Origin of the sequence: Bacteroides sp. ZJ-18, from assembly GCF_011038705.2 — a bacterium.
In the GTDB taxonomy this organism is placed as follows: domain Bacteria; phylum Bacteroidota; class Bacteroidia; order Bacteroidales; family Bacteroidaceae; genus Bacteroides; species Bacteroides hominis.
The window spans coordinates 2,991,271-3,003,023 of the sequence record NZ_CP072198.1 but is presented as its reverse complement, the minus strand read 5'-3'; the positions used below and the strand labels follow the sequence as shown (position 1 = coordinate 3,003,023).

The window sequence follows — 11,753 nt, the reverse complement described above, 5'->3', positions numbered from 1 at the left end:
GAAAACAGATAAATAGTATATAGTTATCGCTGAAACATATTAGATTAAGAATAGATACGCATCATATTGTCTTATTACTTTTTCTGAAACTTGAAGGACTACAGCCTTTGTTTTTCCTAAAGAATTTACTCAAATGGCTTTCATCGGTAAATCCTAGTTCTTCGGCAATCTCACTTATTCTCATTTGACTATGTAACAATCTGCTTTCGACCAATTTTAGTTTATAGCTTAATATGTATTGCTGCATTGTTTCGTTGGTGTGCTTTTTTATATAACGCCCCAAGTAACTTTCAGATATACCAAAATGCTGACTGATTTCTTTTGCTCTAATTTTACCTGTTTGATAGATATTTGCTTGGATATATTGAAGAATATCGAGAGACTTATCATCTGAACATTCATCGACTTGTTGAGGTAAAAACATAGCTATATTTCTTGCCACAACAATAATAATAGTATTTATCAACTGCGTGATAATCTCTTTACTATACAGATTCCTATTTACATACTCCCGAATAATTGCTTCAATCATTGGTTTCACTAATAACTTATCCACCTTATTTCTAAGGATGCATCCCGGTTGATGATTTGCATGTTGCAAAATAAATTCTAATCTCTGGATATTCTCTGAACCAAATATAGCTGAATGTATATAGATGTCATTAAACTTGATGTTAATGAATTTTGTAGTTGTATGAATCTCAAAGGAATGAGAATCATTTGGAGTTATCAAGAACAAGTGTCCATCATGATATGGGAACATATTATTGTTAATCCATTGAATACCTGTTCCTGTTAAGATGTAGACTAGTTCAAAAAAAGTATGCTCATGCTCAGTTAATAACGATTCATTATGCTCGTTAAAGCTGATCTCAAATGGTTGATGAAGATTTTCTTTTTTCATACCTCAAATATAACACATAAAGCGGAATTATACCAATATAGCGAAAATATATACCTATATTTGAAATAAAATAGGTATAACTTTGCCACAAATCAAAATTAGATTACTTATGAACTTTTTAGAACTATCAAAACAACGTTATTCAGCAAGAAACTATTCTTCTGATATGATTGAGCAAGAAAAACTCGACTACATTTTAGAATGTGCCCGTTTTGCTCCTTCTGCTGTAAACTATCAACCTTGGCACTTTTTTGTCGTAAAAAGTAATAAACCCAAACTACTGATTCAACAATCTTATCCACGTGAATGGTTTACCGAAGCTCCACTCTATATTGTAGTTTGTGCTGACAATTCAATTTCTTGGGTGAGAAAATCAGACAATAAGAACCATGCAGATATTGATGCAGCTATAGCGACTGAACATATTTGTTTAGCCGCAGCAGAACAAGGATTAGGTAGCTGTTGGGTATGTAATTTCGATCCTGATATGCTAAAGGATAATCTTCATTTATCTCCCAATATGTACCCTGTGGCAATTATTTCATTAGGTTATGTAAAACAACCACCTGAAAAATCATCTCAAAGAAAAGATATAACCGAAATAGTTTCAATCTTATAAACGTAACAATTATGAAAACAGAAATGGAAAAATGTCTGGCTGGTGAATGGTATGATTGTCATAACCAAGTTTTCTTGGATTTAAAAACCCGAACACATAAGTTATTGATGAAATATAATTCATTACCTTATGAGGATAAAGAAGAGAAACACAGCTTGCTAAAAAAGATGCTAGGTAGTATCGGAATGAAAGTTTCGGTTGCCAGTCCATTTATTTGTGATTATGGCTGCAATATACATATAGGGAATAATGTTACTGTAAATACCGGTTGTACCTTTGTGGATTGTAATAAAATCACTATCGGAAGTAATGTTCTTATTGCCCCTAATGTTCAGCTTTATACAGCAACTCACCCTATTGATTTAGATGAACGGCTAGCGCCTGTTGAAACAGAAGATGGAATAAAACGAGTTCGCCGCACTTACGCTTTGCCTATTACAATTGAGGATGGATGCTGGATTGGTGGAGGTGTAATAATCCTTCCCGGAATAACAATTGGGTACGGTAGTGTAATTGGAGCAGGTAGTGTTGTTACAAAAGATATTCCGGCAAATAGTTTAGCCGTTGGAAATCCATGTAAAGTGATACGTCAAATCAATCAAACTAAGAAACTATGATAAAATTGGTCGCTTTTGATTTGGATGGTACAATTGCCGATACAATTCCAATGTGTATCGAAGCCTTTAAGCAGGCAGTATCTCCCTATGCATCAAAAATATTGTCAGAAGATGATATTGTGAAAACATTCGGACTTAATGAAGAGGGAATGATTAAAGAGGTCGTTTCAGAAGATTGGGAAAAAGCTCTGATTGATTTTTATGTGAAATACAAAGAAATGCACACAGTCTACATTCAACCATTTGCAGGGATAAGAGAATTGATAACAGAATTGAAGAAGAACTCAATTATTGTATCTTTAATAACAGGTAAAGGTCAAAGGAGTTGTGATATTACGCTTCACCATTTTGAAATGGAAGCTCTTTTTGATAGTATTTCAATCGGATCGCCAGATAGAAACACAAAAGCGGAATCAATGACGGAACTAATGTCAAAATATAATATCCAACCAGCAGAAATGGTATATGTTGGAGATGAATTTTCCGATATTACCGTTTGTAGTAAAGTTGGAATACAATGCTTATCTGCTGCATGGATAGCCTCACTCTCAAAAATGAAGAAATTAGAAAAAGAAAATCAAGGATATGTGTTTAGTTCTATCAAATCACTTCATTCTTTTCTAAAGAAAGAAGCTCATTTAGTTTAGATTCATATTCGTAGATTGATTTTAGTATTTTCTGGCATAATGGATATTTATTGGTAATATAAAAGCATGAAATCAGACGTTAAGTCTTTCTATATAATACTTACCATTAAAATTATGCTTATGAATGTATTGTTAAACATGAGGATGTTCGGACTATTCTCTGAAACCTCACAAGAAGTAACTAATAATGAAATGCAAGAAGCCTATGGCGAATTTGTTGAACTGATTAGAACTATAAGTAATGGAAATGATTATTCAACTACTTATCGAATTCTTGCAGCTACCCGTATCGAGATAGCTTTACTTGAAACAATACCTCTTTACGGGCAGGGGGAAAAATGCGCTTAAAAAGCTGTTCATACAAAAGGTACAGGCTACTATTACCGCAGAAATGGAACTGCTGAATCTAAAAATTCAGCACCCCAGCCAATTTCAAAATAGAATAAACAGCCTTCCACCTTCACCACTCTATTTGACCGACAATACCAACCTAGTTGAAATCATGGAGTTGATTAGTGGACTATTTCTATCACAAAGAGTAGTAACCCATGCCGGAACAAAATCACCATTAACAGAAATTGGGAGAGCATTTGAACACCTCTTTAATATCAAATTAGGAGATGTTCACAAGAAACACGAAAGCGTCATAAAGCGCAAGCCATCTAAAGTAACTGAATTTTTAGATACACTTCGCAAAGCTATTGCCGAAGAAAGTAAAAAGAAAGGCTATCTATGAATCAGGAACTTACCAACAATTGTTAGGGGAGTAGATATACTACACCCCTAACTTATTTGCATCCATTTACCGTACTTTGCTTCATCAATCGATTGAAAATAATAATGTTGAACTAAAAAATGAAGCAAAATGTATATAGACAATGAATACTTCGAGAAGTGGATGGAAAAGCTATCCAAAAAGCTCACTGTAATCGGACAAGATTTGAAATCTCTTATCAATACTGATACAGTACTAGATGATAATGAGAAGATTCTTGATAATCAGGATTTAGCTTTTCTCCTGAAAGTATCTTTCCGAACTCTTCAACGCTACAGAGTAAATAATCAACTTCCTTATTTCACTATCGGAAGGAAAACCTATTATCGGGCTGTAGATATTCGAGCTTTTGTTCGTGAACGTGCCGATTCTCAAACCTACAAACGGTTTGAAAAAGACAATCAGTTGACAAATCAGCCATGATAGCAAAATGCAGTAGAAGGAAGAAGCCTGTGTGCGGGCTATTTCTTTGTGTTGTCACCTCGATTTAACAGAAACTGCTTCACCTATCGGTTCAGCCCGTTTCACTAAATCGAGCAAGAGGGAACTGGACAAGTCCTGTTCTTCCCTCTTGCCCTGCGGGGCAAAGCCTTCGGCTTTAGCGTGTTACAAGAACACGCTGTAATGACACCTATAATAAACATTTTCTTTGTAACGCTTATTATCAGGTATTTATCCATTCATATTTCTAAAATGAAGTAATTACCATGCCAAGCAGCAGTCGAAAAACGATATTTACCACCATTTCCATAGACAAGGAAACGGCAGCTTTGATAGAGAAGATATGCAAACGCTATTCACTGAAAAAGAGTGAAGTTGTAAAGTTGGCGTTCGGGTATATAGATAAGGCACATATCAATCCATCCGAAGCACCTGAATCGGTAAAATCGGAACTGGCGAAAATAAATAAAAGACAGGATGATATTATCCGCTTTATCCGTCACTATGAGGAAGAGCAACTGAATCCCATGATACGGGCAACAAATTCTATCGCTTTGCGTTTCGATGCTATCGGTAAAACTTTGGAAACTCTTATTCTCTCTCAACTGGAAGCCAGTCAGGAGAGACAAACAGCCGTGCTGAAAAAGTTAAGTGAGCAGTTCTGTAATCATGCCGATGTTATAAACAATCAATCCAAACAAATTAATGCACTCTACCAAATACACCAACGGGATTATAAAAAGTTGCTTCACCTGATACAGCTCTATTCGGAACTTTCTGCTTGTGGTGTGATTGATAGCAAAAGGAAAGAGAACTTAAAAACTGAAATCGGTAATCTGATAAACACATAGAGTCATGCACATAGACTTTGCCCCGCCATCAAACGGAACATATAATAATGCTGGGAGTTGCCGACAGCTAGCTAATTACATGGAACATGAGGATTTAGAACGGATGGAAAAAGGAATCTATATTGATGGATTTTTCAATCTGACGGAGGATAATATCTATAAGTCAAATGTTATAAGAGATATAGATAGTAATATCGGGCAGCTCCTAAAAACGGATGCTAAGTTTTATGCTATTCATATCAGCCCATCGGAAAAGGAACTCCGAGCGATAGGTAATACAGAACAAGAACAAGCCGAAGCCATGAAACATTATATCCGTGAAGTCTTTATTCCTGAATACGCTAACAACTTTAATAAAGAGCTATTTGCCTCGGATATAAAGTTTTACGGTAAGATTCATTTTGACCGTAGTCGTTCAGATAATGAGTTGAATATGCACTGTCATTTGATTGTGAGCCGTAAAGATCAAACCAATAAAAAGAAGTTGTCACCGCTTACCAATCATAAAAACACAAAGAATGGGATAATCAAAGGTGGTTTTGAACGTGTGAACTTAATCCAACATGTGGAACAAGGATTTGATAAACTGTTCAATTACAATCGCCAACCAACAGAATCATTTGACTATCGTAACACTATGAAAAATGACACTATATTTGTAAGGCTCAATTTGCAAGGACAAGAACTTCAATCCAGTGAAAGGAAAGTAGAAGCTAATCAGAAAGATCTATTTTCCACCAATCTTAAAAATACAAAAAAAGACAATCAAGCTTTCAATGTAACTAATAAGATTGATAGAGATAATCATGATCATACTTCTAACAATCAAGCTGTAAATCAAGAAAATAATATATCTTCTTATACAATCTTTTTATCAAACTTAGATACTCCTGAAGAGAAAATGCCTAGTTCCAAAAAGAAAAATAAGAAAACACCTAAAATGTAGTTATTTCCAATTGATTAGATAACGAACTTAATAACTACAGTTTTCCATTCTATCATAGATATTTCTATTTCATTTTCTCGCAAATTTTAGAAGTAAAAATAGTAATCAATAACTAAATTAATTTTTTAAAGTGCCTTTGTTGAGACAGTATTATTTTGACAACTTCTGTCGTTTCTTTTTTGAAATTCAAAGAGAAGTTTTCGTAAATTGGAATATCTAAAGATTCAATTCTATTTTTACTTGCTTTCCGGCCAAAAGAAAATCTCCATTCATGAAGAAGATTAAATATAGAGGTGTAAAAAATTAATTCCTCAACCGACATTTCCTCTTTTGGTATCAAAATAGTTGCAGAATCACCACCATTTCCTTTTGGCAAATATGGAAACAGCTGGCATGTTGCATGTCCTAATCCAGAGATACAAATTGTATTTCCATTAAACACTCTGTCATCCTCATATGGATCCACATATTTAACAACTCCATTATTGAGAGATGAACTCGTTACGAAAGGAATCTTCCCGCTTTCATAATCTTCTATGCCCTTTGATTTAGCAATTTCAATATTAAATAAGCTCGATATTATCATCTTGTAATTTCTTTTTTATACCTTGGAAAATAAGTTCTGAAAAATTTTTTTTCATTTCATTCATTATAATCGTATTTGACATTGATTTATTGTCAAGATATGATGCCGGAATCAATTCTAATTCTAAATCATTATAATTTATTTCCTTAAATTGAAGTTCTCCTATTAAATCTTCTGAAAGAACATCTTCAAGTAAAAAATTTCTCAATTTAATATCAAAAGTATCAAGTTGATTTTCTCCATAAAGAGGAAGCCTTCTTTTTTTCCATTTTTTGAAGCCATCATTTTCTATTCTAGCCCATGCCACCTTCTGTTTTAAGTCATGTTGAATCCCTTTTCTAATAATAATTGCAATAGGTTCAACAGAGGCTTGAGGATAAAATAACTCATTTGGAAAACTAATAACACTCAATAAAGTATTTTCTTCTAACATCTTTCTTCTCCAACTTAAATACATCTTACCTGAATACATTACAGATATAGGTAACACAGCAAATAATAGTCCATTTTTTGTCATTTGCTGCAAAGCATGATCAATGAATTTGAACTCTTTTTCATCATCTTTTTTCAATGCGAATGGAGGATTCATCAATACTTTAGTAACAGGAGGTCTTCTATTTTGATAAGTATTACTAACATATTCTGCACTTAAATCGCCATTTCTAGTTTTCCTATTTAAACTTATGGCAAAACAATCATCATTAATTATATTATTTTTACCATCCCCTCTAAATATCATATTAACAATTGCAAGAGAAGCTATACTCGCTTGTTGCTCTACTCCGAAAATCTTATGTTTTTTAAAATGAGGCAAACTATCAGGATCTTCAACTCTTACTTTATCATATGCCGCAACCAAAAAGCCTCCTGTTCCACATGCCGGATCAAAAATTATATCTTGACTTGTAATATCCAATATTTTACATGCAAAACGAGTAATATGGCGAGGAGTTAAAACAATTCCTATATCTTTTGCACCATTACCATATTTCAAGAAAACTTCATAGAACTTCCCTAACAAATCTTGCCCACCATTCATAGCTGCCTTAATATTTATCTTTCTCAACAGAAAGAAGACTTTTATCAAGGCTTGTTTAAATTTCAACTGAGCGGCCTCTTCATGTGGTAGTTTTAATTCAATTTGTTCAGCAAATTCTCTTTTTGAATGTTCAATTAATACATCTTCTGCCCGATTATTTATATCCTTAACAAAAACAATGGGAGAAGCATCAAAATTAGGCAAAGTATCAGATAGCATTGACAGCAAAACAGAAGACATTACAGAGGCTCTAATATCTTTATTTATAGAAGCTTTATGTAATTCCTCATTAGTTTTTTCAGCAATTGACAATAGCAATTTTTCATCAGTCACAAGCTCGTTTAACTTACAAGTCTGATTGTCAATAATATGCCTAGCTTGTTCGACGCTTAAAAGAGCTGTAATTGCATGATCATTATATGTTATGTATTCATACGTTCCATTTTTATACACAATAGCCGTTTTAATCAAATAGCCATCAATATCATTTCCCGCTACACCAGATATAATTGAAACTAGAGTATTAACATTTTTATTAATTTGATTTGCATAGTCTAATGCTTCATTAAATGCTTGTCGTAATAAAGAATGTTCTCCTTTAGCCTCTATTACCCAAAATTTATTTTCTCGAACTTTGATAACATATTCTGGTCTCTGCCTTCCTAACGCTAATTTTATATCTTCTACATCCAAGCACTCTTGTTGTGTATATATCTGGCCATTAGGATCCCTATTAGGATTTCTTGTATTCCATCCCAAATCTTTTAAATCGTTCTTTATGAACACATATGAACTATATTCTGAATTTCTCGCCATTTTAATGATCTTTTAAGATACAAAAATACAAAAAACGAGGCTAATTAAAAAGATATTAAGCCATTATTCCTTTCAACTTACTAAAGAAAAAGTTTACTCTATACAAATTGCCATAGAATGTCACAATGACAAAGCAAAGCTTTATCTGAAACAAGTTGGTAACAGAAAGATATACAATGGAATATCACACGTATGTTTTTTGACAGTAAAATATTCGAGAGTTATTTTAGATTTAAAAAATTGCAAATCTAATTAAAGGAACTATCTTTGCCCTCAGTATTCTCCATGAGCAAACTACCGCAAAAGCACGTAGCAAATTAGTGGGATAAATCATGGGATATGCTTGAAGCTAAAAATATAAAGTTTTAAATATCAGCACGGTAACTCTACAAGGAGAATCCCAGGCGGATCACATAAGAACAAAGCCAAACGGCGACAAAAAAGAGACAAGTCCTACAATATCAACGTATTGTAGGACTTTTTTTATTGTTTCAGTCTTGCCTAAAAGACAAAAAAGGGGCACGAAAAGACACGGTTGAGTATCCAAATCGTATCCCCTTCCCCCAAAAACGATTAGGGGGGGTACGATTGTCGGAAAATGGCTTACTTTTGACGTGATTTGTCTATACTCTATTTATCTCATTTATAGTGATTAAAATTAGTTTTGCAATCTAAAAAAAGTGAGATTATGAAGAATGAAAAAAGTACTTTCAGCGTATTGTTTTACCTGAAAAAAGACAAGATGAAAAAGAATGGTTTAGTACCCATTCATGCCCGTATCACAATCAACGGCAAACAGACCCAATTCAATACCAAGTTAGAGGTCTTAGAAACTAACTGGAAATCCGGCAGAGCCATAGGTAAAGCAATGGAGATACAAAGGCTTAATTCCATGCTGGACGACATCAAGGCAAATATCCGTTCCCACTTCCACAATCAATTAATGCGGGATAGCTATGTTACACCCGAAAGCGTGAAAAATGCACTATTGGGAAAAGAGGAAGAAGCAAATACCATTATTTCTTTTTTCACCCAGCACAACGACCAATACAAGAAAAAGGTCGAAGCAGGAGAAGCCACACCCAAAACGTACAGCCGATACGAACTGACAAAGTTACGCTTAACCCAATACATGAAAGATGAATATCGTGTATCGGATTTGCCGATACGCCAAATCAACAAAGTATTTATTGAGAATTTCTACCTGTATATAATAAAAAACCACGATTGTTCACCCAATACGGCAATGAAGTTTATACAGCGTTTCCGCACGGTGGTAAACTTTGCAGGATTGATAACAGCCGACCCGTTCGCCAATTATAAACTGAAATTCGAGTATATAGAAAGAGGGTATCTTGACAAAGACGAGATAAGCAGGATATGCAATAAGGATTTTGCTTCAAAGCGATTGGAGCAGATACGGGATATTTTCATTTTTAGCTGCTCTACGGGAATTTCATACGTGGATATATGCGAATTAACCAGCAACGACATACGTTTGGCATTTGATGATAATCTGTGGATTATAAAGAAACGTCACAAGACTAAAGTAACATCAAACATCCGCTTGCTGGATATTTCTAAAGCCATCCTGAACAAATACGAAGGAAAACTGAAAAACGATCAGTTGTTACCTGCAGTCAGCCATGCGGGGCAGGAACAGTATATCGCCCCCGTGCAACGTCTCTTCGCGGAACAGGCTGCTTGTTCCTGGCAGAATACAATATAATTCACACCCTTGTTCTTATTGCTAAATGTTTCACCGATTGAATAACATGCTAATAAAAAGTTGCAATTATTCGGTGTCTCATCACATGGTAGTAATAATTTGTTGTTTTTGCTCATGGTCACTCATTTATTTCTTTTTATTCCCGGTTTCAAATGCGCCCCCAGACTATTAAGGCAGAACCTTAGATAATACTGGATGGCACATATCTGAATGTTTGGTAACCGAAATACACCGAAAGAGGGTTAGTTCTCACTTCCAGAGACATCAGGTTCCAGATGGTGTATGGATATTTTCCTTTCAAATTCAGCTAACAAGTCATTGACTTTTTTTATTAGTTCTGTTTTATCATCATCGACAAGAAAAGCATAAGTAATACTGTTCAGAACAAATGATTTTATTTCTTCATACGAGAATCCATAACGTAAAACTGCCAAGGTATATTGCTCCGTGAGCGAGGTGCGCAGAATGCCGGGGTCGTCCGTGCAGAGAATCACGGGCGCTCCCGCCTTATGATAGAGTGCGACGGGATGTTCCGAGTCCTTCACGCCGAGGATGAACTCATTGCTCGTCAGGTTTATTTCTACCGGAACCGGGCTCTCTGCCATCGTCTGCAACAACGCGTCGCTGTCCTGCTCGAACGGCAGGTCTACGCCATGACCGATGCGCCGCACCCGGGCCGTGTTCACCGCCTGGCCGATGTGATAGGTCAGGTGTTCGGGGCGTCCCAGCCCCAAGGTCAGCTCTCCGGCATGCAGCGAAGTGTTCACCGTGGGGAACTCCCGGGCAAGCCGGGCAAACATCTCCATGTGCAGCCGATAGTAGAGCATGGACTTCTCTCCGTTTTCCGCCGCCACAATGTTGCAACCGGTCAGCAGCTTGCCCTCGTCTTGCACGCATGCTTTGTGCACCACGTAGAGTTGGGCAAACACCTTGAGGGGCTCGCTGCCGCACGAACTGTATCCCTGATAGCGGCACACTACCTTATTCGTATCCACATCACGGAGGTGGCTCTCCAACTCATTGCTCAGCTCGTCCAGTTTGTGTATAAAGTCGATATAAGTGCCTACGACCGTGTCTGCGTTTTTGTAGAACAAGTCGAGGATTTCGTTAAACACTTTCTGCAAATCCTCGCCATACGTTCCGCTTTTCACACAGTCTTTCAGCCGCTTGTCCAGCTTCGCGTACTCCGCTCCCAGACAACAGTCCGTGGGCACGCCGGGCGAGGTGGCCATCACTTCCAGATATTGCACATTCTCCTTCACTGCCCGCACTTTCAACTCGTGCATCAGATAGGCAAGGTTTTCCACATCCCCCGTCAGTGCCGAGAGCAAACCGAACGTACCGAAGAAGTATTCGTCCGGGCCCAGCGGATATTTGTAGGGCTGGAAGTTGCGGATGCTCCATTTGTCGATAAGCGCCATGCGGTAGTTGTGCAGGTCGTCCATGTCTTTGGAAAGCCGGATGGTTTCAATATCCACTGGCTTTTTGGCATAGAGACGGCCCGTTTCCGGATTGACGAACATTCCTTTGCTTGCCGCCAGCTCGAAATAGGTTTCGGCATAAGCCGATCCGGTCAGGTGGTTGTGAACGTCGCCTCCTTTGGGCATGGCGGTGAAGAACTGGCGGAGTGCCGCATGGTTGCCTTTGATACTTTCAAAGTATTCCTGCACCTCTTTCGGAGCATTAATCCTATTCTATTTTCGTCATAATTGTTTCTTTTTTAAAGTTTATAACCTTTTTCGAGAATTGTTGTTCGTCCTGTAGCTGTGTGTCCTCCTTTCTT

Annotated in this window: 13 protein-coding genes; 9 read left to right on the top strand and 4 right to left on the bottom strand. The window is 36.5% G+C overall.

What is annotated here, in order from left to right; all coding sequences use genetic code 11:
• Positions 1-61 precede the first annotated feature (61 nt).
• Positions 62-904: an AraC family transcriptional regulator gene (locus tag G7Y45_RS11940; protein ID WP_165014544.1), complete on the bottom strand. Its 843-nt coding sequence runs from the start codon at positions 902-904 to the stop codon at positions 62-64.
• A 109-nt stretch (positions 905-1,013) separates the two neighbouring features.
• Here G7Y45_RS11940 and G7Y45_RS11935 point away from each other — a divergent pair, with 109 nt between their 5' ends.
• The 8 genes from G7Y45_RS11935 (at position 1,014) to G7Y45_RS11900 (ending at position 5,800) form a co-directional block, all read left to right on the top strand.
• The gene (locus G7Y45_RS11935) at positions 1,014-1,523 is read left to right on the top strand and encodes a nitroreductase family protein (protein WP_165014542.1); all 510 of its coding nucleotides are present in this window, start codon (positions 1,014-1,016) and stop codon (positions 1,521-1,523) included.
• Between the two features lie 11 nt (positions 1,524-1,534).
• A complete protein-coding gene (locus G7Y45_RS11930; RefSeq protein ID WP_165014540.1) occupies positions 1,535-2,140 on the top strand; it encodes a sugar O-acetyltransferase in 606 nt (201 codons plus the stop codon).
• Complete coding sequence (locus G7Y45_RS11925) at positions 2,137-2,787, top strand: HAD family hydrolase (protein WP_165014537.1); 651 nt, start codon at positions 2,137-2,139, stop codon at positions 2,785-2,787. The genes G7Y45_RS11930 and G7Y45_RS11925 overlap by 4 nt, the downstream gene beginning before the upstream one ends.
• A gap of 120 nt (positions 2,788-2,907) precedes the next feature.
• A complete protein-coding gene (locus tag G7Y45_RS11920) occupies positions 2,908-3,135 on the top strand; it encodes a hypothetical protein (protein ID WP_206265619.1) in 228 nt (75 codons plus the stop codon).
• 43 nt (positions 3,136-3,178) lie between these two features.
• Positions 3,179-3,523, top strand: a complete 345-nt coding sequence (locus G7Y45_RS11915; protein ID WP_165014782.1) for an RteC domain-containing protein — start codon at positions 3,179-3,181, stop codon at positions 3,521-3,523.
• A gap of 129 nt (positions 3,524-3,652) precedes the next feature.
• A complete protein-coding gene (locus G7Y45_RS11910) occupies positions 3,653-3,985 on the top strand; it encodes a helix-turn-helix domain-containing protein (RefSeq protein ID WP_165014531.1) in 333 nt (110 codons plus the stop codon).
• A 284-nt stretch (positions 3,986-4,269) separates the two neighbouring features.
• Complete coding sequence (locus G7Y45_RS11905; protein ID WP_165014528.1) at positions 4,270-4,854, top strand: BfmA/BtgA family mobilization protein; 585 nt, start codon at positions 4,270-4,272, stop codon at positions 4,852-4,854.
• A gap of 4 nt (positions 4,855-4,858) precedes the next feature.
• Positions 4,859-5,800 carry a DUF5712 family protein gene (locus G7Y45_RS11900; RefSeq protein WP_165014526.1) on the top strand — a complete coding sequence of 314 codons (942 nt, stop codon included), beginning with the start codon at positions 4,859-4,861 and terminating at the stop codon, positions 5,798-5,800.
• Between the two features lie 112 nt (positions 5,801-5,912).
• On the opposite strand, the gene G7Y45_RS11895 is transcribed toward G7Y45_RS11900, so the two are convergent.
• Positions 5,913-6,386, bottom strand: coding sequence for a restriction endonuclease subunit S (locus G7Y45_RS11895; RefSeq protein WP_165014523.1), 474 nt, complete (start codon positions 6,384-6,386; stop codon positions 5,913-5,915).
• The gene (locus G7Y45_RS11890) at positions 6,364-8,241 is read right to left on the bottom strand and encodes a class I SAM-dependent DNA methyltransferase (protein WP_165014520.1); all 1,878 of its coding nucleotides are present in this window, start codon (positions 8,239-8,241) and stop codon (positions 6,364-6,366) included. Before G7Y45_RS11890 ends, G7Y45_RS11895 begins: the two co-directional genes overlap by 23 nt.
• Before the next feature lie 688 nt (positions 8,242-8,929).
• Between G7Y45_RS11890 and G7Y45_RS11885 the strand changes: the two genes are divergently transcribed.
• Entirely contained in the window at positions 8,930-9,970 is a 1,041-nt protein-coding gene (locus tag G7Y45_RS11885; RefSeq protein ID WP_137572324.1) for a site-specific integrase, read from the top strand.
• Positions 9,971-10,212: 242 nt separating this feature from the next.
• Here the strand turns inward: G7Y45_RS11885 and G7Y45_RS11880 are convergent, their stop codons facing one another.
• Positions 10,213-11,640, bottom strand: coding sequence for a hypothetical protein (locus tag G7Y45_RS11880; protein ID WP_165014518.1), 1,428 nt, complete (start codon positions 11,638-11,640; stop codon positions 10,213-10,215).
• Positions 11,641-11,753: the final 113 nt, after the last annotated feature.

Excerpts from the sequence above, each read along its gene's own strand:
- G7Y45_RS11915 (WP_165014782.1), top strand. The coding sequence starts at position 3,179 with ATGGAACTGCTGAATCTAAAAATTCAGCACCCCAGCCAATTTCAAAAT.
- G7Y45_RS11940 (WP_165014544.1), bottom strand. The coding sequence starts at position 904 with ATGAAAAAAGAAAATCTTCATCAACCATTTGAGATCAGCTTTAACGAG.
- G7Y45_RS11920 (WP_206265619.1), top strand. The coding sequence starts at position 2,908 with ATGAATGTATTGTTAAACATGAGGATGTTCGGACTATTCTCTGAAACC.
- G7Y45_RS11935 (WP_165014542.1), top strand. The coding sequence starts at position 1,014 with ATGAACTTTTTAGAACTATCAAAACAACGTTATTCAGCAAGAAACTAT.
- G7Y45_RS11900 (WP_165014526.1), top strand. The coding sequence starts at position 4,859 with ATGCACATAGACTTTGCCCCGCCATCAAACGGAACATATAATAATGCT.
- G7Y45_RS11905 (WP_165014528.1), top strand. The coding sequence starts at position 4,270 with ATGCCAAGCAGCAGTCGAAAAACGATATTTACCACCATTTCCATAGAC.
- G7Y45_RS11885 (WP_137572324.1), top strand. The coding sequence starts at position 8,930 with ATGAAGAATGAAAAAAGTACTTTCAGCGTATTGTTTTACCTGAAAAAA.
- G7Y45_RS11925 (WP_165014537.1), top strand. The coding sequence starts at position 2,137 with ATGATAAAATTGGTCGCTTTTGATTTGGATGGTACAATTGCCGATACA.
- G7Y45_RS11930 (WP_165014540.1), top strand. The coding sequence starts at position 1,535 with ATGAAAACAGAAATGGAAAAATGTCTGGCTGGTGAATGGTATGATTGT.
- G7Y45_RS11910 (WP_165014531.1), top strand. The coding sequence starts at position 3,653 with ATGTATATAGACAATGAATACTTCGAGAAGTGGATGGAAAAGCTATCC.
- G7Y45_RS11895 (WP_165014523.1), bottom strand. The coding sequence starts at position 6,386 with ATGATAATATCGAGCTTATTTAATATTGAAATTGCTAAATCAAAGGGC.
- G7Y45_RS11890 (WP_165014520.1), bottom strand. The coding sequence starts at position 8,241 with ATGGCGAGAAATTCAGAATATAGTTCATATGTGTTCATAAAGAACGAT.